Annotated in this window: 26 protein-coding genes; 13 read left to right on the top strand and 13 right to left on the bottom strand. The window is 64.4% G+C overall.

The window, feature by feature from the left end:
* Positions 1 to 37 precede the first annotated feature (37 nt).
* From XH96_RS35630 to XH96_RS35585, 10 genes are all read right to left on the bottom strand, one after another.
* A complete protein-coding gene (locus XH96_RS35630) occupies positions 38 to 1,012 on the bottom strand; it encodes a type II secretion system F family protein (protein ID WP_028177285.1) in 975 nt (324 codons plus the stop codon).
* 9 nt (positions 1,013 to 1,021) lie between these two features.
* A complete protein-coding gene (locus XH96_RS35625; RefSeq protein WP_194389968.1) occupies positions 1,022 to 1,999 on the bottom strand; it encodes a type II secretion system F family protein in 978 nt (325 codons plus the stop codon).
* Between the two features lie 16 nt (positions 2,000 to 2,015).
* The gene (locus XH96_RS35620) at positions 2,016 to 3,485 is read right to left on the bottom strand and encodes a CpaF family protein (RefSeq protein WP_194389967.1); all 1,470 of its coding nucleotides are present in this window, start codon (positions 3,483 to 3,485) and stop codon (positions 2,016 to 2,018) included.
* A gap of 21 nt (positions 3,486 to 3,506) precedes the next feature.
* Positions 3,507 to 4,775 (bottom strand): AAA family ATPase, encoded by a 1,269-nt coding sequence (locus XH96_RS35615; protein WP_194389966.1) that lies wholly within the window; start codon positions 4,773 to 4,775, stop codon positions 3,507 to 3,509.
* Positions 4,772 to 5,506, bottom strand: a complete 735-nt coding sequence (locus tag XH96_RS35610; protein ID WP_131871967.1) for a CpaD family pilus assembly protein — start codon at positions 5,504 to 5,506, stop codon at positions 4,772 to 4,774. The genes XH96_RS35615 and XH96_RS35610 overlap by 4 nt, the downstream gene beginning before the upstream one ends.
* 20 nt (positions 5,507 to 5,526) lie before the next feature.
* Entirely contained in the window at positions 5,527 to 6,990 is a 1,464-nt protein-coding gene (locus XH96_RS35605) for a type II and III secretion system protein family protein (RefSeq protein WP_194394386.1), read from the bottom strand.
* Between the two features lie 11 nt (positions 6,991 to 7,001).
* On the bottom strand, positions 7,002 to 7,799 hold the full coding sequence (gene cpaB, locus XH96_RS35600; protein WP_194389965.1) for a Flp pilus assembly protein CpaB: 798 nt from the start codon (positions 7,797 to 7,799) through the stop codon (positions 7,002 to 7,004).
* Positions 7,800 to 7,926: 127 nt separating this feature from the next.
* Positions 7,927 to 8,451, bottom strand: a complete 525-nt coding sequence (locus XH96_RS35595; RefSeq protein WP_194389964.1) for a prepilin peptidase — start codon at positions 8,449 to 8,451, stop codon at positions 7,927 to 7,929.
* A gap of 120 nt (positions 8,452 to 8,571) precedes the next feature.
* A complete protein-coding gene (locus XH96_RS35590) occupies positions 8,572 to 8,712 on the bottom strand; it encodes a hypothetical protein (protein WP_194394423.1) in 141 nt (46 codons plus the stop codon).
* A 76-nt stretch (positions 8,713 to 8,788) separates the two neighbouring features.
* Positions 8,789 to 8,953 carry a Flp family type IVb pilin gene (locus XH96_RS35585; RefSeq protein WP_194389963.1) on the bottom strand — a complete coding sequence of 55 codons (165 nt, stop codon included), beginning with the start codon at positions 8,951 to 8,953 and terminating at the stop codon, positions 8,789 to 8,791.
* Positions 8,954 to 9,218: 265 nt separating this feature from the next.
* Here XH96_RS35585 and XH96_RS35580 point away from each other — a divergent pair, with 265 nt between their 5' ends.
* Both XH96_RS35580 and XH96_RS35575 read left to right on the top strand, forming a co-directional pair.
* Positions 9,219 to 10,046 (top strand): sterol desaturase family protein, encoded by an 828-nt coding sequence (locus XH96_RS35580; protein ID WP_194389962.1) that lies wholly within the window; start codon positions 9,219 to 9,221, stop codon positions 10,044 to 10,046.
* A 112-nt stretch (positions 10,047 to 10,158) separates the two neighbouring features.
* Entirely contained in the window at positions 10,159 to 10,644 is a 486-nt protein-coding gene (locus XH96_RS35575; RefSeq protein ID WP_194389961.1) for a pilus assembly protein N-terminal domain-containing protein, read from the top strand.
* Between the two features lie 130 nt (positions 10,645 to 10,774).
* On the opposite strand, the gene XH96_RS35570 is transcribed toward XH96_RS35575, so the two are convergent.
* From XH96_RS35570 to XH96_RS35560, 3 genes are all read right to left on the bottom strand, one after another.
* Positions 10,775 to 10,987, bottom strand: a complete 213-nt coding sequence (locus XH96_RS35570; RefSeq protein WP_014439634.1) for a cold-shock protein — start codon at positions 10,985 to 10,987, stop codon at positions 10,775 to 10,777.
* Between the two features lie 265 nt (positions 10,988 to 11,252).
* Positions 11,253 to 11,540, bottom strand: a complete 288-nt coding sequence (infA, locus tag XH96_RS35565; RefSeq protein ID WP_024340539.1) for a translation initiation factor IF-1 — start codon at positions 11,538 to 11,540, stop codon at positions 11,253 to 11,255.
* A 23-nt stretch (positions 11,541 to 11,563) separates the two neighbouring features.
* Positions 11,564 to 13,147, bottom strand: coding sequence for a DEAD/DEAH box helicase (locus XH96_RS35560; RefSeq protein ID WP_194389960.1), 1,584 nt, complete (start codon positions 13,145 to 13,147; stop codon positions 11,564 to 11,566).
* A gap of 480 nt (positions 13,148 to 13,627) precedes the next feature.
* Between XH96_RS35560 and urtA the strand changes: the two genes are divergently transcribed.
* From urtA to ureC, 11 genes are all read left to right on the top strand, one after another.
* Positions 13,628 to 14,956 (top strand): urea ABC transporter substrate-binding protein, encoded by a 1,329-nt coding sequence (urtA, locus tag XH96_RS35555; RefSeq protein ID WP_028177273.1) that lies wholly within the window; start codon positions 13,628 to 13,630, stop codon positions 14,954 to 14,956.
* Between the two features lie 83 nt (positions 14,957 to 15,039).
* On the top strand, positions 15,040 to 16,647 hold the full coding sequence (gene urtB, locus XH96_RS35550; RefSeq protein ID WP_194389959.1) for an urea ABC transporter permease subunit UrtB: 1,608 nt from the start codon (positions 15,040 to 15,042) through the stop codon (positions 16,645 to 16,647).
* Entirely contained in the window at positions 16,644 to 17,813 is a 1,170-nt protein-coding gene (gene urtC, locus XH96_RS35545; protein ID WP_028177271.1) for an urea ABC transporter permease subunit UrtC, read from the top strand. Before urtB ends, urtC begins: the two co-directional genes overlap by 4 nt.
* A 5-nt stretch (positions 17,814 to 17,818) precedes the next feature.
* Complete coding sequence (gene urtD / locus XH96_RS35540; RefSeq protein WP_194389958.1) at positions 17,819 to 18,580, top strand: urea ABC transporter ATP-binding protein UrtD; 762 nt, start codon at positions 17,819 to 17,821, stop codon at positions 18,578 to 18,580.
* A 2-nt stretch (positions 18,581 to 18,582) separates the two neighbouring features.
* Positions 18,583 to 19,278: an urea ABC transporter ATP-binding subunit UrtE gene (gene urtE, locus XH96_RS35535; RefSeq protein WP_028177269.1), complete on the top strand. Its 696-nt coding sequence runs from the start codon at positions 18,583 to 18,585 to the stop codon at positions 19,276 to 19,278.
* Positions 19,279 to 19,329: 51 nt separating this feature from the next.
* Entirely contained in the window at positions 19,330 to 20,160 is an 831-nt protein-coding gene (locus XH96_RS35530; RefSeq protein ID WP_194389957.1) for an urease accessory protein UreD, read from the top strand.
* A gap of 37 nt (positions 20,161 to 20,197) precedes the next feature.
* Positions 20,198 to 20,500 (top strand): urease subunit gamma, encoded by a 303-nt coding sequence (locus XH96_RS35525; RefSeq protein ID WP_007605424.1) that lies wholly within the window; start codon positions 20,198 to 20,200, stop codon positions 20,498 to 20,500.
* 76 nt (positions 20,501 to 20,576) lie between these two features.
* Positions 20,577 to 20,882 (top strand): urease subunit beta, encoded by a 306-nt coding sequence (locus XH96_RS35520; protein WP_194389956.1) that lies wholly within the window; start codon positions 20,577 to 20,579, stop codon positions 20,880 to 20,882.
* Positions 20,883 to 20,909: 27 nt separating this feature from the next.
* Positions 20,910 to 22,031, top strand: coding sequence for a patatin-like phospholipase family protein (locus XH96_RS35515; protein ID WP_194389955.1), 1,122 nt, complete (start codon positions 20,910 to 20,912; stop codon positions 22,029 to 22,031).
* 14 nt (positions 22,032 to 22,045) lie between these two features.
* Positions 22,046 to 22,585, top strand: a complete 540-nt coding sequence (locus XH96_RS35510; RefSeq protein WP_194389954.1) for an HD domain-containing protein — start codon at positions 22,046 to 22,048, stop codon at positions 22,583 to 22,585.
* A gap of 34 nt (positions 22,586 to 22,619) precedes the next feature.
* A complete protein-coding gene (ureC, locus tag XH96_RS35505; protein WP_194389953.1) occupies positions 22,620 to 24,335 on the top strand; it encodes an urease subunit alpha in 1,716 nt (571 codons plus the stop codon).
* Positions 24,336 to 24,372 lie beyond the last annotated feature (37 nt).

Raw genomic sequence — 24,372 nt, 5'->3', positions numbered from 1 at the left:
CTCAGCCTGAGCGACGAACCGCGCGGTCCGCTCTCGCTCAGTGCAACTCCGTGACCTTGATGGCGGTCGGCCCGAGAATGACCACGAACAGCACCGGCAGGAAGAACAGGATCATCGGCACCGTCAGCTTCGGCGGGAGGGCGGCGGCCTTCTTCTCGGCCTCGTTCATGCGCATGTCGCGGTTCTCCTGCGCCATGACGCGCAGGGAGTGGCCGAGCGGAGTGCCGTAGCGCTCCGCCTGCTGAAGCGCGAGACACACCGACTTGACGCCCTCGAGCCCGGTGCGCCGTGCGAGGTTCTCATAGGCGACCTTGCGATCCTGCAGATAGGACAGTTCGGCCGTGGTCAGGGTGAACTCCTCCGAGAGCGCGATCGACTGGCCCACGATTTCTGTCGCGACCTTCCGGAACGCCATCTCGACCGACATGCCGGATTCGATGCAGATCAGGAGCAGGTCGAGCGCGTCGGGAAATGCACGCTTGATCGAGAGCTGGCGCTTGGCGATCGCATTCCTGAGGAACAGCATCGGCGCCTGAAGGCCGAGATAGGCAGCGCCGATGCAGATGCCGATCTTGACCGGCAGCGCCTGTTCCATGCGCGCGATCACGAAGACGTAGAGGGCCGAGCCGATGAAGAGCGCGATCGGGGCGACCATGCGGGCAAACAGGAAGGTGATGTAGGGCGCCTGGCCGCGGTAACCTGCCATGATGAGCTTGTCCCGCGCAGCTTCCTGCGCGAGCCATTTGGTGAGGTTGAAGTCCTCGACCACCTTGGAAACGAGCTGCTTCGGGGTCTGGCGCAGCGAGACTTTTTCGCTCTTGTGGAGACGCTCACGCTCGCGCTGCCGGATGCGCTCACGCTCGCTCGCCACCGCCTTCATGCGCTTGGAGAGGCCCTCGCCAGCGAACAACGGCATCACCAGCGTATACACGGTTGCGCTGGCGGCGACGGCCGCGAGCAGCATGGTCATGAAACGGACGTCGTGCAGTTTCGAGACGAGGAATTCGACCATACAGCACCGTCAGAAATCGAAGTTGATCATCTTCTTCATCACCATGATGCCGATCGACATCCAGACGACGCAGCCGACCAGCATCAGCTGGCCGGTAGGATGAGTCCAAAGCACCGAGATGTATTGCGGCGTCGTGAGGTAGACGAGGAACATCACGATCGGCGGCAGCGAGCCGATGATGCCGGCCGAGGCCTTGGCTTCCATCGACATTGCCTGGATCTTCTCTCGCATCTTCTTGCGGTCGCGCAGCACCTTGGAGAGGTTGCCGAGCGCTTCGGAGAGGTTGCCGCCCGACTTCTGTTGGATCGACACCACGATGCCGAAGAAATTGGCCTCCGGCAGCGGCATGCGCTCGTACAGCCGCGCGCAGGCCTCGCCCAGCGGCATGCCGATCGCCTGCGTCTCGATGATAGCCAGGAATTCGCTGCGCAGCGGCTCGGGAGAATCGGCGGCGACGACCTTGATCGATTCGAACAGCGGCAGGCCCGCCTTGATGCCGCGAACGATCACGTCGACCGCGTCGGGCAGCGCAGCCAGGAACTTGGCCTCGCGACGCTTCTTCAGGAAGCTGAGCGCCCAGCGCGGCAGGCCGAAGCCGCCGGCAAAGGCGAGCCCGACGGCGCCGATCATGCCGCCGCCGCCGAGCAGCGCGACCGCGAAGAACACGGCTGCCACGATGGCGGACGCGATCCAGAATTTCTGGGGCGTCCAGTCAAGCCCCGCCTGCGACAGGCGGACGCTGAGCGGAGCGCTCTTCTCCTGGGCGCGCCGCGCCTCGAGGTCCTTGAGCGTGGTCTCGACCTGCTCGCGGCGCGAGCGCTGGGTCTTCTCGGCCTGGCGGGCCGTCGGCGCCTCGGCGCGCGCGACCGATGCGCGCCGGCTTTCCGCCTTTCGCTCCCCGGACAGCAACGGATAGAGGAAGACCCAGGCGATGCCACCGACGGCTGCGGTGGCGAGGAAGGCGAGGGCGAGGACCTGCATGTTCATGGTGGCGTTGACCTGCTCACGTCTTCGGGGCGACTTCCGCTGCGTCGAGCGCAGCGGCGAGGCGCTTCTCCTCGCCGTAATAGCGGGCGCGTTCCCAGAATCTCGGACGGCCGATGCCGGTCGAGCGGTGCCGGCCGATGATCTTGCCGTTGGCGTCCTCTCCGACCATGTCGTAGAGGAAAATGTCCTGGGTGATGATGGTGTCGCCTTCCATGCCCATCACCTCGGTGATGTGGGTGATGCGGCGTGAACCGTCGCGCAGGCGCGCCGCCTGGATGATGACGTCGATCGAGGCGCAGATCATCTCGCGGATGGTTCGCGAGGGCAGGGAGAAGCCGCCCATCGTGATCATGGATTCGCAGCGCGACAGCGCTTCGCGCGGGTTGTTGGCGTGCAACGTGCCCATCGAGCCGTCATGGCCGGTGTTCATGGCCTGGAGCAGGTCGAAGGCTTCGGGGCCGCGGACCTCGCCGACGATGATGCGTTCGGGCCGCATGCGCAGGCAGTTGCGCACCAGTTCGCGCATGGTGACCTGGCCCTCGCCCTCGATATTGGGGGGGCGGGTTTCCAGCCGGACCACGTGGGGCTGCTGCAGCTGGAGCTCGGCGGCGTCCTCGCAGGTGATGACGCGCTCGTCGTGCTCGATGTAATTGGTGAGGCAGTTCAGCAGCGTGGTCTTGCCCGAGCCGGTACCACCGGAGATCAGCACGTTGCACCGGACGCGGCCGATGATCTGGAGGATCTCGGCGCCCTCCGGCGTGATCGCGCCGAACTTGACGAGCTGATCCAGCGTCAGCTTGTCCTTCCTGAATTTGCGGATGGTGAGCGTGGGGCCGTCGATGGACAGCGGCGGCACGATCGCGTTGACGCGGGAGCCATCGGCGAGGCGCGCGTCGCAGATCGGCGAGGATTCGTCGACGCGCCGGCCGACCTGGCTGACGATGCGCTGGCAGATGTTGAGAAGCTGTTGGTTGTCGCGAAAGCGGATGCCGGTGCGCTGGATCTTGCCGCCGACCTCGATGTAGACGGTATTCGCACCATTGACCATGATGTCGGCGATGTCGTCGCGCGACAACAGCGGTTCGAGCGGGCCGTAACCGAGGACGTCGTTGCAGATGTCGTCGAGCAGCTCTTCCTGCTCGGCGATCGACATCACGATGTTCTTGATCGCGATGATCTCGTTGACGATGTCGCGGATTTCCTCGCGCGCGGACTCCGAATCGAGCTTGGCGAGCTGGGCGAGGTCGATCGCCTCGATCAGTGCGCCGAAGATGGTCGCCTTGACCTCGTAGTAGTTGTCCGAACGCCGGCTCTCCATGGCCGGAGGCGGCGTGACCTTGGCAGGGGCAAGCGGCGGCGAGGCGACGGCCGGCGGAGTTGGGGCGCGCGACATCGTCGGCGCCGGAGCCGGGGCAGGCTCATGCGATACGGCGCCGGGCTTGGGCGCCCGAAGGTCGGTGTCTGTTCCGCTACGCTTACCGAACACTTAACAGCTCCATGCGGCGGCTTATCTTCCCCGCAACTTCTCAATCAGAGGTGAAAACAGGGACGACTTTTGCTTCTTGGTCTCGCTGCGGCCGGTCAGGCGTTGGGCGATCTGCAGGAACATCTCGATCGACTTGTGGTTGGCGGAGATCTCCGCGATCATCTGGCCGTTGTTGGCTGCCGAGCCGAAGATCTGCGGCTCGAACGGGATCGAGACGACCGGCTGGCTCTCGATCGCCTTGGCGAACTCCGTGGCGGCGATTTCGGGCCGTTTCGGTACGCCGACCTGGTTGAGGCAGTAGAGCGGCGGCCGGTCGTTGGGGCGCGCGGCCTTCAAAAGATCGAACAGGTTCTTGGTATTGCGCAGGTTGGCGAGGTCAGGCGCGGCCACGATCAGGATGTCGTCCGCCCCGATCAAGGCGCGCTTGGTCCAGCCCGCCCATTGATGCGGAACGTCGAGCACGATGCAGGGCATGGTGGAGCGCAGCGTGTCGAACACGGCGTCGAAAGCGTCGGTGCCGAAATCATAGACCCGGTCGAGCGTCGCCGGCGCCGCCAGCAGGCTGAGATGGTCGGTGCATTTCGACAGCAGGCGGTCGATGAAGGCAGTGTCGACGCGGTCGGGCGAGAACACGGCGTCGGCGATGCCCTGCGGCGGATCCTGGTTGTAGTCGAGCCCGGCGGTGCCGAAGGCGAGGTCGAGATCGGCGACGACGGCGTCCATCGCGAGGTCGCGCGCGATCGCCCAGGCGACATTGTGGGAGATGGTGGAAGCCCCGACGCCACCCTTGGCGCCGACCACGGCGATGACGCGGCCGACCGCCTTGGCTTCCGGCGCCGAGAACAGGTTGCAGATCGAGCGCACGACGTCGATCGCGCCGACCGGCGCGAGCACGTAGTCGCTGACGCCGCGGCGAACCAGCTCGCGATAGAGCGTGACGTCGTTGATGCGGCCGATCACGACCACGCGGGTGCCGGCGTCGCAGACGGTGGCGAGCTGGTCGAGTCCGCCCAAGAGATCGTTGCGACCGTCGCTCTCGAGCACGATCACGTTCGGCGTGGGGGCCGAGCGGTAGGCTTCGATGGCGGCCGCCATGCCGCCCATCTGGATCTTCAGGTGGGCCTTGCCGAGACGGCGATCCTCGCCGGCCGCCTGTACCGCGGCGGCGGTCTCCACGGTTTCGCAGAAGGCCTGGACCGAGACGCGCGGCGCAGGCGCAATATGCTCCTCCATCGGCGGAGGAGCGGCTTGCGACTGCTCTTCTTGTGTCTGGCGCGCGTAGCTGATCATCTGCCGGTTTCGCTGAGTTTGGCCTTGTCGGCCTCGGGATAGGTCGTCGCCGTCGAGAGCCCTTTGCGATATTTCTCGAGACCGGTGATGCGCCGCGGCGTGTATGACGGAGTTTCGGGCCGCGGCTGCTCAAGATCCGACGGATTGTCGACCATGGCCGCGAGGTTGCGCTGATAGGCGCAGCCGTAATTGTAGTAGTCCTTGTTCTCGAACCAGCGCTTGTTCTTCATCGAGGGGCCGATGTCCTCGGGCCACAGGCCGCAGGGACCGGCGACCGCGGCGATCCTGGAATAGGTGAGCCGGATCGGCGGCAGGAAACGCTTGTCCTCCGGCCGGTAGGGGTGAACGCTGACGCCGCGCGGCGGAACGCCTGCCGCCGCCAGCATCGCCTGGATCTCTCGCATTGTATCCGCGATCGGACGAGCGTTGGGCGTCTGGGACGGTACGTCGATGCGAATGGCGCCGGTGCCTTCGTGCAACCATGCCGATGCGACCCCCATCACGTCGGCGCGCTGGGCGGCGGTCAATCCACCACGGGCATGGCCGACGAAGACGACGATCGAGCGATTCTGCTCCTCGATCGCGATCGGATGGCGCTGCTTGTAATCGTCGGGAATGGAGGCCGTGGCGACCTCGTCGTGCTGGCAGCCGCCGAGCGCGAGCGCCATGCCGACGAGCGCGCCACCGAGGCGGATGGCGCGTTTGCGAAGCTGGGGTGGTCTCGTGATCATCGTGAAGTCCCCGTTCCGCCTCAGTCGGTGATGAAGCCGTAGGTGCCGCGGTAGCTTTTGGCCGGCTCGGCCCGTCCGGGCACGCCGTAGAGCCGGTTGACATTGCCGATCAGCTGGGCCTGCGGATCCGCAGGCGGAGCGAAGCCGTCATCCGGCCGCGACAGGTCCTTCGGCGCCACCGCGCGAACGACGTAGGGCGTCACGATCACGACCAGTTCGGTCGCGTTGTTGACGAAGTCGCGGCTGCGGAACAGCGTGCCCAGGATCGGGAGTTGCATCAGTCCCGGCAATCCGCTGATCGCCTGCTTGGTCTGCTGCTGGATCAGGCCGGCCATCGCCATCGCGCCGCCGGAGGGAATTTCCAGCGAGGTCTCCGCGCGGCGGGTTCTGATCGAAGGCACCGTCAGCGAGTTCACCGTGGTCGAGGTCACCGCCTGCGACAGCGTGATCGAATTCTCGTTCGACAGCTCCGAGACTTCCGTCATCACCCGCAGGCTGATCTTGCCTTCACTCAGCACCACGGGCGTGAAGTTCAGCGAGATGCCGAACTTCTTGAAGTTGATCTGGGTTGTACAGACATGAGTGACGGGATCGCAGGCATAGCCTGACGGCACCGGGAATTCACCGCCGGCGATGAACGTCGCCGATTCACCGGAGATCGCGGTCAGGTTCGGTTCGGCCAGTGTTCGGATCACGCCAGCGGTTTCCATCGCACGCAGGGTGGCCTGCACAGATGGCGTCGCGCCGAACTTCGTGGTCAGATTGTTGCCATCGACAAGGTTGCGGCCATAGGCCGTGAACGGATTCGAATTGGTGAAGCTCACCACGGAGGTGCCGTAGTTGAGGTTGGCGGAGAGGTCGATGCCGAGCTGCTTGACGATGTTGCGCTGGACCTCGGCCACCGTCACCTTGAGCATGATCTGGTCGCGGCCGCGGACCACGATCGAGTTCACGACCTTGTCGGGGCCGCCGGCCAGGCGCGCGGCGAGCTCGTTGGCCTGCTGCGCTTCCATCGGGTTGGCAGCCGTTCCGGTTAGGACGATGCCGTCGCCGAGGCCATCGACCTGGATGTCTGCATTGGGCAGGATCTGCTTCAGCGCGGCCCGCACGCCGTTGAGGTCGCGCTTGACTGCGATGTCATAGGCCGCAATCTGCTGGCCGGCGGAATCGAAGAACACGATGTTGGTCTGGCCGACCGCCGCGCCGATGATGTAGGCGCGCTGCGCCGAGCGGACCACCGCATTGGCGATCTTGGGATCGGCGACGAGCACGTCTTTGATGTCGCGCGGCAGGTCGATCACGATGGACTTGCCGATGCCGAGCGAGAGGAAGCGCGCGTTGATCTGGCCGTCCGCCGCGGCCGGCGCGACGGGGCGATAGTCGGCGGCGATCACCGGATTGAACGCCAACGCGAAGGCGGCCGAGAACGACAGGGCGCGGACCAGTGAGGTTCGTATCGTCGCCGAGTCTGCCCTGCATTTCATATCGACTGTCTTCATCGTGCCTTAGCCGTCTGACTTGGAATGCCGTAGCGAATGATCGAAACGCCGTCTCGCTTCTGCGCGGAGTCGTCGAGCGTGATTTCGCTCAGCTTGACGTCGGCGATACTGCGCAGCGCCAGCGACAGCGTGCCGCTCTGCCGCGCCGCGGAGAGCGTTGCGGTCTGCGCTGGATTGAGCTCGAGGGTGACGGTCTTGCCGATCACCGCGTTCTGGCCGTCCTTCTCCTTGGGCGCCTGGTCGATGGCCAGGACGCGGATATTGGCCAGGATGATCTCGGACGTGACGACGTCGGGGGCGCCGCTGCTCTCGTCCGGGTTCTTCAACCGGCGCGTGAGAAGCACGTCGACGCGGTCGTTGGGCAGGATGAAGCCGCCCGCGCCGGTCTCCGGCGAGATCTCGGTCGAGATCGCGCGCATGCCGGTGGGCAGGATCGCCGCCATGAAGCCGGAGCCTTCCACCTTGACCAGCTTCTGGTCGCGGATCGGCTCGCCCTGAATGAACGGTGCGCGCGCGATCGAACCGCTTACCTGGGTCGCAGCATCGGGACGCTCGTTGCGGCGGATGAAGGTGGCGCTGGCGGTCGCGGCCGGCCAGGTCTGCCATTGCACGTCTTCCGGCTTCACGGTCTGGCCGAGGCCGATGTCGTTCTTGGCGACGAGGACGTCAACGGTCGGCAGCTGCGCGACCGGAAGCGGAGGCGGCGCAGAATTGTCGGTGCCGCTCGCCAGGTACGCGGCGACGCCGCCGGCGCAGATGGCGACCGCCAGGACGACAATGCGTGCCCTATTCATACGCTTCACTTTCCAACAATACGCCGCGACGCTGCCGCCGCCGTGATCGGCAGTTGACCAGCTATTCGTCAAAGCATGGTTAATGAGGCGTATCTAAATCGCCTTAACGCCGGGTTACCCGGTGCGTTCAGCGCAGTGCTAGGTGAGTGAGGTCGATCGCCTTCACCCATTCGGTCTCCGGGTAGACCATCAACGCGCTCAGGGCGAGCGCGATGCCGTAGGGAATGCCGCTCTCCTTGGCGTGCAGCCGTGCGAGCCAGGCCTGACCCGCCAGCCCGTAGGGCAGCGGCCATTGCCGGAACTGGAGCAGCAGCAGCGTCAGCGCGCCGCCGAACAGCGAGGCGTAGAGCAGGAAGTTCATCAGCTGCGCGAAGCCGAACCAGAGCGCGACGGAAGCCGCGACCTTGGCGTCGCCGCCGCCCACCCAGCCCATCGCGAAGCAGGTGAAGGCCACGACCAGGACGAGCGCGCCGGCGCCGACATGAGTCATGATGTCGTAAGGTGCCATGCCACCGGCAAGGGCGAGCACGAAGAAGCCTGCGACCAGCGCCAGCGACACGCGGTTCGAGATCGTCATCGTGAAGAGATCGCTCGCGGCGGCGAACGCCATCAGGGCCGGGAAGAGCAGAAGGCGCGCAAGGTCGAGGATCATGGGCTGCGTCTTGAGGCCTGGGTTGGCCGCGGGAGCTGGCGTCGCGGGATGCTAGCGCGTAGTGCTAAACAAACCGACAACGGCGACAGGGACGTGCGGCCAGGGCCGCTGAATGCGTTTTCACCAGAAGCTGGCAATGCGTGCGGCGAGCGCGACCGTCGCAAGCAGCAGCGCAAGGCAGATCCAATAGGCCGGCGCGCCGGCTTGAGCCGCCCCCACCTCTTTCGCCGCGACCGCGGCATCGGTTCTGAACTTGTACAACGCCACTGGAACTTGCCGTCTTCAGAAAAGCAAAGGCCCCGGAGGCCCGGGGCGTTTGTGGTCGGTCGTCGGTTATCTACTTCAGCGACGTGCTGATCGAGGTGAACTTGCTGTTCAGCGCGGTGCCGAGATTGTTGACGACGGTGATGATGGCCAACGCGATGCCGGCGGCGATCAAACCGTATTCGATGGCGGTGGCGCCGGATTCATCCTTCGCGAAACGCGCGATCAAGTTCTTCATGAACAAACTCCGTCTGGGTGAAATCGCCTCGTTCGGCGCTGTCTCCGGCGAAGACCATGAGAGCCGAGCTCTTTCGGTAAAGTTAACTCGATCGCGTAAACCAAGGCCCGGCGCGCAGCTTTCGCGCAGAGTGAATTTCGCCTTAAGACGGCAGCTGCGATACATTCCGGTTCCCGATGCATCGGCAGCACGTTGCCTGCTTCACGCTCCCTTAAATTTCGCGGAGTACGCCTAGGCAGGACTGGAATTCGCAAGAGAGGCGACGATGTCGAGCCTGCCCATGCAAGTCGCCCTGATGCTCGGCGAGACCATCGTCAAGGTGATCCCCGTCACCTTCATGCTCGCGGCCGTCTTCACCGTGCTGGAGCATTTCTGGGCCTGCAATCCCGGCGCGCCGTGGTGGCGCAAGCGGGAGATCATCACCGACATCTGCTACTGGTTCTTCGTCCCGGTGTTCGCCCGCACCATGCGGATCGGTCTTCTGATCGTCGGCGCCAGCGTCGTCTTCAACATCCACGACGCCGACGAGCTCATTGCCTTCTACGACAATGGCCATGGTCCGCTGTCGCAGCTGCCGCTGTGGGTCCAGGCCGTGCTGTTCCTGGTGCTGTCCGATTTCATGCTGTACTGGCTGCACCGGCTTTTCCACGACGGCGGCTTCTGGAAGTACCACGCCGTCCATCATTCGTCGGAGGAGATCGGGTGGATCTCCGCGGCCCGCTTCCATCCCGTCAATCTCCTGCTCGGGACGATCAGCGTCGACGTCGTGCTGCTGATGGCCGGTATCTCCCCCAACGTCATGATCTGGGTCGGCCCGTTCACCACCTTCCATTCGGCCTTCGTGCACGCCAACCTGAACTGGACCTTCGGACCGTTCAAATACGTGCTGGCGACGCCGGTATTCCACCGTTGGCACCACACCTCGCTCGAAGAGGGCGGCGACACCAATTTCGCGGGGACGTTTCCGATCTGGGACGTGCTGTTCGGCACGTTCCGCATGCCGGAGGGGAAGCTGCCGCAGGACTACGGCAAGGACGAAGCGACCATGCCGAAGGAGATCTGGGGCCAACTCTCCTATCCGTTCAAACAATAGCCGGCGGGTTTGCGGAACGTTCATGAATTAAAGGCAGGTTGGCCGGGTCGGGCGCCGGCTCCGCTGTTATCTGGTCGTTTCTGCCGGTTTGTGACGTCCCGGGGGTAAGAGTATGCGTAAGGAATTGCTGCGCCGTCATGCGCGGGTGTGTCTTCTGGTTGCCGCTGCGGCGCTGGCATGGCCGGCCGCCGGCCTTGCCGAGTCCACCGCCGACACGATCGCCGTCAATGTCGATCAGGCCAAGCTGGTACGGCTGCCCGGCAAGGTGGCGACCATCGTGGTCGGCAATCCCCTGATCGCCGACGTCACGCTCCAGCCGGGCGGCATGATCGTCGTGACCGGAAAGGGCTATGGTGCCACCAACTTCATCGCGCTCGACCGGGGCGGCGAGATCCTGGTCGACCGCCAGATCCAGGTTGAAGGTCCGAGCGACCGGCTCGTCACCGTCTATCGCGGGATCGAGCGCGAGTCCTACAGCTGCGTACCGCTTTGCCAGCGTCGCGTGACGCTCGGCGACAGCGACGCCTACTTCAACAACACGATGAGCCAGGCTGGTTCGCTGAGCAGCAGTGCCAGCGGCAGCGCCAAACCCAACTGAGGCGCGATGCGATCAGGATGAATGGTCGGCGCGTTTCAGGTTGATGCCGTAGAATAAAAAAGGCCGTGCGCGACGCACGGCCTTTTCTTGTTTCCTCGCTCGGGGCGGTCGGGCCAAGAGCCCGGTGGGCTCAGCCCGCGGCGCGGAGGTTGTCCGCCGCCGACTTGCCGGAGCGGCGGTCGGCCACGATCTCGTAGGAGATCTTCTGGCCTTCGCGCAGCGAGCCGAGACCGGCGCGCTCCACGGCGCTGATGTGAACGAATACGTCCTGGCCGCCGTCGTCGGGCTGGATGAAGCCGAAGCCCTTGGTCGCGTTAAACCACTTCACGGTTCCCATGCTCATGGGTAGTTCCTTCTCAGATACACAATGTCGGAGCCCGCTCGCGCGGGCAGGTTTAGATCGAATTTCTGGAAGGGTCGTCAGGGTGTCTGAACCGGCTGTACCGGTGGATGCCAATGTCGTCCGGCCGAAAATCGATTAATTCATTTTATCAGAAACAGGGATTCGAGACAATCGGGACGCGCACGATTTTTTGATCCGCCGTGGTGTCGACGGCGGATCAAGATCCAAGTCGGGATTTTGTCTCGCGCCTGCGCGCCGCAGCCGATCAGCGGCGGCGGAACTGGCCGCCGCGCTGTCCGGGACGGGGCGGTCCGCCCGCCGTGCTGGGACGTTCGTCCTTGTGGCGGAAAATGAGCCGGCCCTTCTCCAGGTCGTACGGCGACATCTCCACCGTCACGCGGTCGCCCGCGAGCGTCTTGATGCGGTTCTTCTTCATCTTGCCGGCGGTATAGGCAACGATCTCGTGTCCGGCGTCGAGTTGCACGCGGTAACGGGCGTCGGGGAGGATTTCGGTGACCAGTCCTTCGAACTGGATCAGCTCTTCCTTAGCCATGAATTTCTCCAGGTCGTGGACGGCTAGTGCGAATAGGGTTTGCGGTTCGGTTGGCTGTTTGGCCGACTCTCGCGGCGCAAAAAGGCAACGCCTTGTATCCCATCAGGCGTCCCGGCGCTATGCGCGGAACGTTGTTCCGGACGGTCGACAGGCGATGAATGCATCTTACCACCGGAGCGGCGGCGCCGAGAACCCTTCGAAGCATTCGGGCTATTGCCGGGTCGTCCGTCAGCATGCCTCGCTTCGGCGTGCCGTCCTTCACCGGGCCTTCCGTCACTTGGTTTGCCGGCACCATGGTGACGCCCGTCGGCATGTCTTTCGTCAGCACGCCGCCCGTCACCGTGCCGCGTCCCTTGCGGGCGTTGGCCCGGGCGGCCGCCCGGCCGGCCCTGCCGTTGCTGCGACGGGGCGGGGCCGGCATCGCGGCGCCCGGCGTCGGTGCGGTGGTCCTCGCGCGGCAGTGCGACGCGGATCAGCCGTTCGATGTCGCGGAGATAGCTGAGCTCCTCGCCGCCTGCGACCAGCGAGATCGCGGTGCCGTCGGCGCCGGCACGGGCGGTGCGACCGATGCGGTGGACATAGGTTTCCGGGACGTTGGGCAGGTCGAAATTGATCACGTGGGTGATGCCGTCGACGTCGATGCCGCGGGCGGCGATGTCGGTCGCCACTAGGGTGCGGATCTCGCCGGAGCGGAACTGGGCGAGCGTCCGCTCGCGATGGTTCTGGGACTTGTTCCCGTGGATGGCGCTCGCGGCAATGCCGGCCTTTTCAAGGGTCTTCACCACCTTGTCGGCGCCGTGCTTGGTGCGGGTGAAAACCAGTGCGCGGTTGATCGGCTCGTCCTTCAGGAGCTTGGTCAGGAAGGCGGGCTTGGAAGAGAAGTCGACCTGGATGATGCGCTGGTTGATCCGCTCGGCGGTCGAGGAGACCGGGGTCACCGCGACGCGGGCCGGATCGCGCAGCATGGCGTCGGCGAGCTCGGCGATGTCCTTGGGCATGGTGGCCGAGAAGAACAGCGTCTGCCGCTTGATCGGCAGCTTGGCGACGATTTTGCGGATGTCGTTGATGAAGCCCATGTCGAGCATGCGGTCGGCTTCGTCGAGCACGAGGAACTCGACGCTTCCGAGCTTCAGCCCGTTGCTCTGCACGAGGTCGAGCAGGCGGCCGGGGGTGGCGACCAGAACGTCGACGCCTTGCATCAGGGCGCGGACCTGACGGCCCATCGGCACGCCGCCGATGGCGAGGGTCGATGCCAGCCGCAGGTGACGGCCATAGGCGTTGAAGCTGTCCAGGATCTGGCCGGACAGCTCGCGGGTCGGAGAGAGCACGAGGACGCGGCAGGTCTTGGGCTGCGGCTTGATGCGGTTCTCGAGCAGCCGGTGGAGAATTGGAAGCGCGAAGGACGCGGTCTTGCCGGTGCCGGTCTGGGCGATACCGATGACGTCGCGGCCGGTCAGCGCCAGGGGGATGGTCTGGGCCTGGATCGGGGTGGGGGTGACGTAGTTCTCTTCACGAAGAGCGCGCGCGATGGGTTCGGCGAGGCCGAAATCCTGAAACGAAGTCAAAAGAGGGGTTCTTTCCATGTCAAAAGCGAGCGCCCGGCGCATTCGGCGCGGCGCGCGCAAAAAGGTGTCGAGAAGACACCTGCGTGCTTGGGGTGTCGGATGGGCTTGGGAGATATGGGGCAAGCCAGACGCCCGTACGGGCTTAAGAACACGCGGCTCGCTATGACCCCTTGATTCGCAAGAGGTCTCGGGTGGTCATATGGAACATCGAAGGGGCGCTTTCAAGGCAGGCGCGCCTGAAATAGCGATTGCGGTGCAAAAATAGTGATGCCGTAAATTTAGCCAGAGCTGGCGATTTGCTCATAAAATAAACTTCGTGCCGCTTTCGCACACATTTCGATGGCCTAAAATTTAGTCAGAATGACTATGGCCAAACTTCGATTCCGGCCGATTTTATAAGTAATATCAAGGTGTTGATGGGTGCTCAGCCCATGGCATGGTTCTTGCGATTCCGTTAATCGCAGGCGGCCGTGGGGCCGTTTCGTAGCATTTTCACGTCTGCGTCAGGGAGATGAGACACTCATGTTTAGCAAATCCACTCACGATATAGCGGCTTCATTTAGCCGCCGCGGCGTGCTCGCCGCGACCGCCGGACTGGTGCTCGGTCTGGCTTCATTGACTGGCGCGAAGGCCGCGGACGACACCATCAAGGTCGGCGTGCTCCACTCCCTGTCCGGCACCATGGCGATCAGCGAAACCACGCTGAAGGACACCATCCTCTTCCTGATCGATGAGCAGAACAAGAAGGGCGGCGTGCTCGGCAAGAAGCTGGAAGCCGTCGTCGTCGACCCCGCTTCGAACTGGCCGCTGTTCGCCGAAAAGGCGCGCGAGCTGATCACCAAGGACAAGGTCTCGGTCGTGTTCGGCTGCTGGACCTCGGTGTCGCGCAAGTCGGTGCTGCCGGTCTTCAAGGAGCTGAACAACATCCTGTTCTACCCCGTGCAGTACGAGGGTGAGGAGAGCGAGCGCAACGTGTTCTACACGGGTGCGGCGCCGAACCAGCAGGCGATCCCGGCCGTCGACTATCTGATGAAGGAAGAGAAGGTGAAGCGCTGGGTGCTCGCGGGCACCGACTACGTCTATCCGCGCACGACCAACAAGATCCTGGAAGCCTATCTGAAGTCGAAGGGCGTCGCCCAGGAAGACATCATGATCAACTACACGCCGTTCGGTCACTCCGACTGGCAGACGATCGTGGCCGACATCAAGAAGTTCGGCTCGGCCGGAAAGAAAACCGCGGTGGTCTCGACCATCAATGGCGACGCCAACGTTCCCTTCTACAAGGAGCTCGGCAATCAGGGTATCAAGGCAAAGGACATCCCGGTCGTTGCGTTCTCCGTGGGTGAGGAAGAGCTCGCCGGCATCGACACCAAGCCGCTGGTCGGTCATCTCGCCGCCTGGAACTACTTCGAATCGATCAAGACCAAGGACGGGTCGAACGAGAAGTTCATCAAGGACTGGCAGGCCTACACCAAGAACCCCAAGCGCGTGACCAACGACCCGATGGAAGCGCACGTGATCGGCTTCAACATGTGGGTGAAGGCGGTCGAGAAGGTGAAGTCGACCGATCCGGACAAGGTGATCGACGCGCTTCCCGGCATCGAGGCGCCGAACCTGACCGGCGGCGTGTCGAAGATGCTGCCGAACCATCACATCACCAAGCCGGTGTTCATCGGCGAGATCAAGGCGAACGGCCAGTTCGACGTGGTCTGGAAAACGCCGGGCCTCGTCGCGGGCGATGCCTGGTCGAAGGAGCTGGAAGGCTCCAAGGACCTGATCGGCGACTGGGTCGGCAAGAAGTGCGGCAACTTCAACACCAAGACCAACAAGTGTCTCGGTTCGGGCTCCTGATCCGCATCTGACGTCCATTGCAAGATCGGGGAGGGCGGCGATCCCGCCGCCTTCTCCACTCATTTCTGCCGGGGTCATTCACAGTGCCAGCCCATTTGTCCGCCCGTCTCTGTTCGCTTGCACTCTCGTTGTTTCTGATCGCGTTCGCGCTGCCGGCTTTCGCCGGTCCGTTCGAGGATGCGGTCGCCAAATTCGCCAACGATGACTTTTCCGACACGGAAGAGGCGATCGGCGTGGTCGCGGGCAGCGGCAACCCGTTGGCTTTCCCCATCATCAGCGCGCTCCAGGACGGCCGTCTCATGGCCGATCCCGACAGCAAGAAGGTCTACGTCACAGGTGCTGACGGCAAATCGATCGACGCTGCGACTGGCGCGGCCGTCGCCAGCGTTCCGGACAATGCGAGCGCGGTCCGCCTGAACAACCGCCTGCGCCGCAGCGTCGACGCCGCGCTCGGCGGCCTGACGCTTCAGTCGCCGGACGTCGGAACGCGGCTGCAGGCCGCGCAGTCCGTCTTCAAGTCGCATGAGGAGACCGCGCTCGAGGCGGTCGATGCGGCGCTTGCCAAGGAAACCAACAGATCCGTCAAGACCGCGCTCGGCGAGGCTCGCGCCGCGATCCTGCTGTTCAAGACCGACGCCACCGAGGTCGAGAAGCTCGAGGCCGTCGCCACCCTCAAGGCGCGCGGCGACCAGGACGCGCTGGCGCTGCTGACCGGCATGGGCGACCAGCCGGCGTCGGTAACCAAGGCCGCCGCGAGTGCGATCGGCTCGATCCAGAGCTCGCTGGCGGTCTGGTCCATGGTGCAGAACGCCTGGTACGGCCTCTCGCTCGGCTCGGTGCTGCTGCTCGCGGCGATCGGACTCGCCATCACCTTCGGGGTGATGGGCGTCATCAACATGGCGCATGGCGAGATGGTGATGATCGGGGCCTACACAACCTTCGTGGTGCAGGAGGTGATCCGCACCCGCTATCCCGGCCTGTTCGACTATTCACTGCTGATCGCGGTGCCGCTCGCCTTCCTCGTCGCCGGCGCGATCGGGGTCTTGATCGAGCGCAGCATCATCCGCTTCCTCTACGGCCGGCCGCTGGAGACGCTGCTGGCCACCTGGGGCCTGTCGCTGGTGCTGCAGCAGGCGGTGCGAACCATGTTCGGCCCGACCAACCGAGAGGTCGGCAACCCCTCCTGGATGAGCGGCGCGTTCGAGCTTGGCCAGATCACCATCACCTATAACCGGCTTTGGATCCTCGTCTTCACGCTTGCCGTGTTCATGATCCTGCTCGCGATGCTGCGCTACACGGCGCTCGGCCTCGAGATGCGCGCGGTGACGCAGAACCGCCGCATGGCGGCCTCGATGGGCATTGCCACCTCGCGCGTCGATGCACTGACCTTCGGTCTCGGTTCGGGCATTGCCGGCATCGCCGGCGTGGCGCTGTCGCAGATCGACAATGTCAGCCCCAATCTTGGCCAGAGCTACATCATCGACAGCTTCATGGTCGTGGTGTTCGGTGGCGTCGGCAATCTCTGGGGCACGCTGGTCGGCGCCTTCACGCTCGGCATCGCCAACAAGTTCCTGGAGCCGGTCGCCGGCGCCGTCCTCGGCAAGATCGCGATCCTGGTCCTCATCATCCTGTTCATTCAAAAGCGGCCGCGCGGCCTGTTCGCGCTCAAGGGCCGCGCGGTGGAAGCATGACCCCTCACATGCTGACGCGATCGCTGGACCGCAGCGCGACGATCTTCCTCGCCGTCGTCGCGGCCTGCGGCATCCTCATCCCGCTCTCCAACCTGCTGCTGCCCGCGGGCTCGTTCCTGCAAGTGCCGACCTATCTCGTCGCGCTCTGGGGCAAATATGTCTGCTACGCCATCCTGGCGCTCTCGATCGACCTGATCTGGGGCTATTGCGGCATCCTCTCGCTCGGTCACGGCGCCTTCTTCGCGCTCGGTGGCTACGCCATGGGCATGTACCTGATGCGGCAGATCGGCACCCGCGGCGTTTACGGCAATCCGGTCCTGCCCGATTTCATGGTGTTCCTGAACTGGGAGAAGCTGCCGTGGTACTGGTACGGCTTCGACATGTTCTGGTTCGCCGCGCTGATGGTGCTGGTCGTGCCCGGTCTGCTCGCCTTCTGCTTCGGCTGGCTCGCGTTCCGCTCCCGCGTCACCGGCGTGTATCTGTCGATCATCACACAGGCGATGACCTATGCGCTGCTGCTTGCCTTCTTCCGCAACGATTTTGGCTTCGGCGGCAACAACGGGCTCACCGATTTCAAGGACATTCTGGGCTTCAACGTGCAGGCGGAGGGCACCCGCGCCGCGCTGTTCGCGCTGAGCTGCCTGGCGCTGATTGTGGGCTTCCTGATCTGCCGCGCCATCGTCTCGTCCAAGCTCGGCAAGGTGCTGATCGCGGTGCGAGACGCGGAATCGCGGACGCGCTTCCTGGGCTACCGCGTCGAGTCCTACAAGCTGTTCGTGTTCACGGTTTCGGCCTGCATGGCCGGCGTCGCCGGCGCGCTCTACGTGCCGCAGGTCGGCATCATCAATCCGAGCGAGTTCGCTCCGGGTAACTCGATCGAGGCGGTGATCTGGGTCGCGGTCGGCGGGCGCGGCACGCTGGTCGGTGCCGCGCTCGGCGCCGTCGTCGTCAACTATGCAAAAACGTTCTTTACCTCCGGCGTGCTGGCGCCGTACTGGCTGTTCATGCTGGGCGCGCTGTTCATCCTGGTGACGCTGCTGCTGCCGAAGGGCATCGTCGGCACCTTCAACGCCTGGTGGGACTCGTCGAAGGAAAAGCGCACCGCCGCGACCTCCGTGAGCGCGGCGGCCGAGGACGGTGTCACCGAACCCAAGATGGCGGAGTAGGTGCAATGAACGTCATGGATACCCGCGCGACTTCCGCGATGCTCTATCTGGACGGGGTGCACGTCTCGTTCGACGGCTTCCACGCCATCAACAATCTGTCGCTGACGCTCGAGCCCGGCGAGATGCGCGCCATCATCGGCCCGAACGGCGCCGGCAAGACCACGATGATGGACATCATCACCGGCAAGACCAAGCCCGACGAGGGCACCGTGCTGTTCGACGGCGTCACCGACCTGACCCGGCTCGACGAGACCCGCATCGCCGAGCTCGGCATCGGCCGGAAATTCCAGAAGCCGACCGTGTTCGAGAGCCAGAGCGTGCAGGACAACCTGCTGCTTGCGCTCAATGTCGACCACAGCGTCAAGGCCACGCTGTTCTGGCGCGGCAGCAAGGCGGAAGCCGAGCGCATCGACAAGGTGCTGGAGACGATCCGCCTCACCGAAGCCCGCAACCGCCTTGCCGGCAGCCTCAGCCACGGTCAGAAGCAATGGCTCGAGATCGGCATGCTGCTCGCGCAGGATCCGAAGCTGCTCCTCGTCGACGAGCCTGTCGCCGGCATGACCGACGTCGAGACGCATCTCACGGCCGAGCTGCTGAAGGAGATCAACAGGACTCACACGGTCATGGTGGTCGAGCACGACATGACCTTCGTGCGCGAGCTCGGGGTCAAGGTCACGTGCCTGCACGAAGGCACCGTGCTCGCGGAAGGGACCATCGACCAGGTCTCTTCCAATGAGCGGGTCATCGAAGTCTATCTGGGACGCTGAGCATGCTTGAGGTCAAGGACATCAACCTGTTCTACGGCGCGGCGCAGGCGCTGCGCGGCGTCTCGATCTCGGCCGAGCCAGGCAAGGTGACTTGCGTGCTCGGGCGCAACGGCGTCGGCAAGACGTCTCTCTTGCGCGCCATGGTCGGGCAGTATCCGATCTCCTCGGGGGCAATCGTGTTCGATGGCAGCGACATCACGGGCCTGAAGCCCTATGAGCGGGCGCGCAAGGGCATCGGTTTCGTGCCGCAGGGCCGCGAGATCTTTCCGCTGCTGACGGTCGAGGAGAACCTCAAGACCGGCTTCGGGCCGCTCAAGCGCGAGGACAGGCATATTCCGGACGACGTCTTCTCGCTGTTTCCGGTGCTGCAATCCATGCTCGGCCGGCGCGGCGGCGACCTCTCCGGCGGCCAGCAGCAGCAGCTCGCCATCGGCCGCGCACTGGTGATGCGGCCGAAGCTGCTTCTGCTGGATGAGCCGACGGAGGGCATCCAGCCCTCGATCATCAAGGACATCGGCCGCGCCATCTCCTACCTGCGCAACCTCGGCAACATCGCCATCGTGCTGGTCGAACAATATCTCGACTTTGCCTGCGAACTCGGCGACAGTTTCGCGGTGATGGATCGCGGCGCGGTGAAGTTCACCTGTGATCGCGCCAACCTGGATCCCGGCGAGATCAGCCGCCAGATGGCGCTGTAGGCCAGGGGCCAGTAAGCCAATAAATCCTGCCGCGGCCGGCTGGGGAAACGGATGCGCAGCGACGCTTTAGCGACGAATTCGGTATTCGAGGCCAACCGCGCCCGTGGCGCAGTCAGGTTCGATGTGCACGCGCGTGACGGCGTGACGCGGCGCGGGACCTTGCATGAATCCGGTTCGCTCCGCGTGCGCTTTCCCTCGCCCGAAGACGAGGGCCTCTCCGGCGTGTTCGTCAACACCGCCGGCGGCGTTGCCGGCGGTGATCGCTTCGACATCGAGATATCGGCGGCGGATAGCTCGCGGCTGACACTGACGACGGCGGCGGCTGAAAAGGTCTATCGCGCGCCGGGCTCGGCAGCGCAGCTCAACATCGCCCTGAAGGCCGGCGCGGGTGCGCGCCTTGCCTGGCTGCCTCAGGAGACGATCCTGTTCGATCGCGCCCGGGTTCAGCGCCGCTTCGACATCGCGCTCGACGAGAACGCCTCGCTCCTGCTTTGCGAGATCGTCGTGTTCGGCCGTACCGCCATGGGCGAGCGGATAGGGCAGGGCGAGTTCATCGACCGCTGGCGAATGCGCCGCGGCGGCAGGCTGGTCTTTGCCGAGACGGTCAGGCTCGGCGGCGATATCGGCGCAAAGCTCGCGCGATCAGCGGTCGCCAAGGGTGGCGCGGCGATCGGCACGGCCCTGATCGTGCCCGGCGATGAGGCACTGGTCGAGCGCATCCGCGAGGCATCGGAGTCGTTCTCCGGCGAGGTCGGGATATCCGCCTGGAATGGCTTTGCAATGGCGCGGTTCTGTGCCCAAGATGCGGCGCGTTTGCGCGCCGACATGATGGCCGTGCTGGCGCGCACCGGCGCCGCGCTGCCGCGGCTATGGTTGAATTGAGTGGCTGAATTGACGTGTTGAACGGAAGAGATGTCGCATGAACCTGTCTCCCCGCGAAAAGGACAAGCTTCTGATCTCGATGGCGGCGATCGTGGCGCGCCGCAGGCTGGACCGCGGCGTCAAGCTCAACCATCCCGAGGCGATCGCGATCATCTCCGATTTCATCCTCGAGGGCGCGCGTGACGGTCGGACCGTTGCCGAGCTGATGCAATCCGGCGCGCAGGTCCTCACCCGCGACCAGGTGATGCCGGGGATTCCCGAGATGATCCACGATATCCAGGTCGAGGCGACCTTCCCTGACGGAACGAAGCTCGTCACCGTGCACGAGCCGATCCGTTGAAGCGCGACACTGCATCAACATCGTCATGGCCGGGACAAGCCCGGCCATGACGCAGCAGAGCAAGACGAGGTAGCACATGATTCCGGGCGAACTCTTCATTCAGGACGGCGAGATCGAGCTCAATGCCGGCCGCAAGACCGTGACGTTGACCGTGGCCAACACCGGCGATCGTCCGATCCAGGTCGGCTCGCACTACCACTTCTTCGAGACGAACCCGGCGCTGAAGTTCGACCGCAAGAAGGCGCGCGGCATGCGTCTCGACATCGCCGCCGGCACCGCCGTCCGCTTCGAGCCCGGCCAGACCCGCGACGTCCAGCTCGTCGCCATGGCGGGGAAGAGGACGATCTACGGTTTCCGCGGCGACGTGATGGGGAAGCTATAGGGCAGGGAAACGACAGGAAGGTCCGCCATGGATACGCTCGCCAAGGACAAGGTCGAGATTGGACTCGTGCTCCAGGGGGGCGGCGCGCTCGGCGCCTATGAGTTCGGTGCGATCGAGGCGCTGCTGGAATTGATGGACGTGATCAATCGTGCGGACCGGACGGTCAGTTTGGCTGCGGTTACGGGCGTGTCAATCGGCGCGATCAACGCGGCCTGCGTTGTGGGCGCCGCTGACCGGGCTGACGCCAAGCTGCGTTTGCAGGGCCTTTGGTCTGAGCTTTCGCTGGGGAACCATTGGTGGGGCATCGCCGACCATGACCTCGCGCTGTTCGGCGTGCATGGCTTCTACAAGCCGCGCTACGATTATTGGGACGTCCTCAGCTGGACCAATTTCTACGACACCTCGCCCATGCTCCAGACGCTCCAGAACTATGTGGATTTCGCGGCGCTGAATGCCAGCCCGACCGCCTTCGTTGTGACCGCGGTCGATCTGTTCTCCGGCGAATTAACCCGCTTCCGCAACCATCCGCGCGAGGGCGAGCAGCGGGTCGAGATCAAGCCTCAACACGTCCTCGCCAGCGGCAGCCTTCCTCCCGGATTTCCGGCGACCCCGATTGGTGACAGGAAGTTCTGGGACGGTGGTATCGTCGACAATACGCCGCTCGGCGATGCCATCGAGGCGTTTTCGCCGGGCGCCAATGTCGATCGCATTCTCGTGGTGATGAACTTGTTTCGAAGCAAGCGGACCGCGCCGAAGAACATGATCGAGGTGAACGACCGCCTGAGCGAGTTGCGCTATGGCAATCGGCTTCGCCAGGATGGTGCCAATGCCGCTGTTATCAACGAGCTCCTGCAGACCATCGAGGCCTTGAACGCAGCCGTTCCCCAAGCGGCGCGGACGCCGGACCTCGACAGGCAGGTGGCACGGGCGCAACGCTTCAAGACCCTCGGCGCTATCACCAACATCGATCTCGCCGATTCCGATCTCGTCAGGGCGGCCGGCGTGTCAGAGAAAGCAAAGGACTCCGGAGCTTTTCGCGATTTTTCCGCCGCGGGCATTGAGCAACGCCGCAGCGCCGGCTATCGGCTCGCGCGTGTAAAGCTCGACGAAGTGTTCAAGGCCCGCGGCCTGCTGCCGGCGCTACACTGACTAGGAGTGCTGTCGTGATTCCCCCGCTCCGCCTCGTCTCCGAAGCTGCTGAACTGGCCGCGCACCGCCACAACGGCATGGCGCGCAAGGGCCGCGGCAATGAGCCCTATATCAATCATCTCGCCGAGGTCGCGAACCTGCTCGCCACCGCGACCGACGGCGCCGACGCCGAGCTGGTTGCGGCCGGCTGGCTGCACGACACCATCGAAGACACCGACACCACACGCGAGGAGCTCGCGCGGAGATTTTCCGAGCGTGTCGCCTCGCTCGTCGTCGAGTGCACCGATGACATGAGTCTGCCGAAGGCCGAGCGGCGGCGGCTTCAGGTGCTGGACGCGCCGAAGAAATCCGCCGGGGCCAAACTGATCAAGATCGCCGACAAGATCAGCAATACGGGCGCGCGCATTCAAACCGATCCCAGTGCTGGGGAGCGCGAGGAACTCGCCGACTATATCGGCTGGGCCACGCAGGTCGTGGCGGGGTGCCGCGGCGACAATGCGTGGCTCGACGAAAAATTCGATGACGCCGTGAAAGCAGCAAAGGCCTTGCTGTGACCAACCAGAGATTCAATCGCAAACGGGGCTTGTGATGTCCGTCAAAATCAAACGTTCTGTCTATGCCGACATGTTCGGCCCGACGACCGGCGACAGGGTGCGGCTGGCCGATACCGACCTCATCATCGAGGTCGAGAAGGATTTCACCAACTACGGCGAGGAGGTGAAGTTCGGCGGCGGCAAGGTGATCCGCGACGGCATGGGGCAGTCGCAGGTCACCAACAGGCAGGGCGCGGCCGACACGGTCATCACCAACGCGCTGATCGTCGATCACTGGGGCATCGTGAAGGCCGACGTCGCCATCAAGGACGGCATGATCGCTGGCATCGGCAAGGCCGGCAATCCCGACATCCAGCCGGGCGTCACCATCATCATCGGTCCCGGCACCGACGTGATCGCGGGTGAGGGCAAGATCCTCACCGCCGGCGGCTTCGACAGCCACATCCATTTCATCTGTCCGCAGCAGATCGAGCACGCGCTGATGTCGGGCGTCACCTCGATGCTGGGGGGCGGCACTGGCCCGTCGCACGGTACATTCGCCACCACCTGCACACCGGGGCCGTGGCACATGGGCCGGATGATCCAGTCGTTCGACGCCTTCCCGGTCAATCTCGGCATTTCCGGCAAGGGCAACGCCTCGCGCCCTGCCGCGCTGGTCGAGATGATCAAGGCCGGCGCCTGCGCGCTGAAGCTGCACGAGGACTGGGGCACCACGCCGGCGGCGATCGACAATTGCCTGTCGGTTGCCGACGATCACGATATCCAGGTCATGATCCACACCGACACGCTGAATGAATCCGGCTTCGTCGAGGACACGGTCAAGGCCTTCAAGGGCCGCACCATTCATGCCTTCCACACCGAAGGCGCCGGCGGCGGTCACGCCCCTGACATCATCAAGATCGCCGGCCTGAAGAACGTGCTGCCGTCCTCGACCAACCCGACGCGGCCCTTCACCCGCAACACCATCGACGAGCATCTGGACATGCTGATGGTGTGCCACCACCTCGATCCCTCGATCGCGGAAGATCTGGCGTTCGCCGAAAGCCGCATCCGCAAGGAGACGATTGCGGCCGAAGACATCCTGCACGACCTCGGTGCGCTCTCGATGATGTCGTCGGACTCGCAGGCCATGGGCCGCCTCGGCGAGGTCATCATCCGCACCTGGCAGACCGCCGACAAGATGAAGAAGCAGCGCGGGTCGCTGCCGCAGGACAAGGGCAAGGACAACGACAATTTCCGCGTCAAGCGCTACATCGCCAAATACACGATCAATCCGGCGATCGCGCACGGCGTGTCGAAGCTGATCGGCTCGGTCGAGAAGGGCAAGCTCGCCGATCTCGTGCTGTGGTCGCCGGCCTTTTTCGGCGTCAAGCCGGATTGCATCGTCAAGGGCGGCTCGATCGTCGCCGCGCCCATGGGCGATCCCAACGCCTCGATCCCGACGCCGCAGCCGGTGCACTACCAGCCGATGTTCGGCGCTTTCGGCAAGGCGCGCACCGCGTCGTCCGTGGTGTTTACCTCGAAGGCGGCGGTCACCGGCGGCCTCGCGCGAAAGCTTGGCATCGAGAAGAAGCTCTATGCGGTCCAGAACACCCGCGGCAGGATCTCCAAGAAGAGCATGATCCACAACGACGCCACGCCCAACATCGAGGTCGATCCGGAGACCTACGAGGTGCGCGCCGACGGCGAGTTGCTCACTTGTGCCCCTGCCGAGGTGTTGCCGATGGCGCAGCGATATTTCATGTACTGAAATAGCGCGTTTGCATGCCTCTGGGGCATGTTCGGGT

This window comes from Bradyrhizobium sp. CCBAU 51765, assembly GCF_015291725.1.
GTDB classification, from domain to species: domain Bacteria; phylum Pseudomonadota; class Alphaproteobacteria; order Rhizobiales; family Xanthobacteraceae; genus Bradyrhizobium; species Bradyrhizobium liaoningense.
This window is presented reverse-complemented; position numbering and strand designations above follow the sequence as displayed.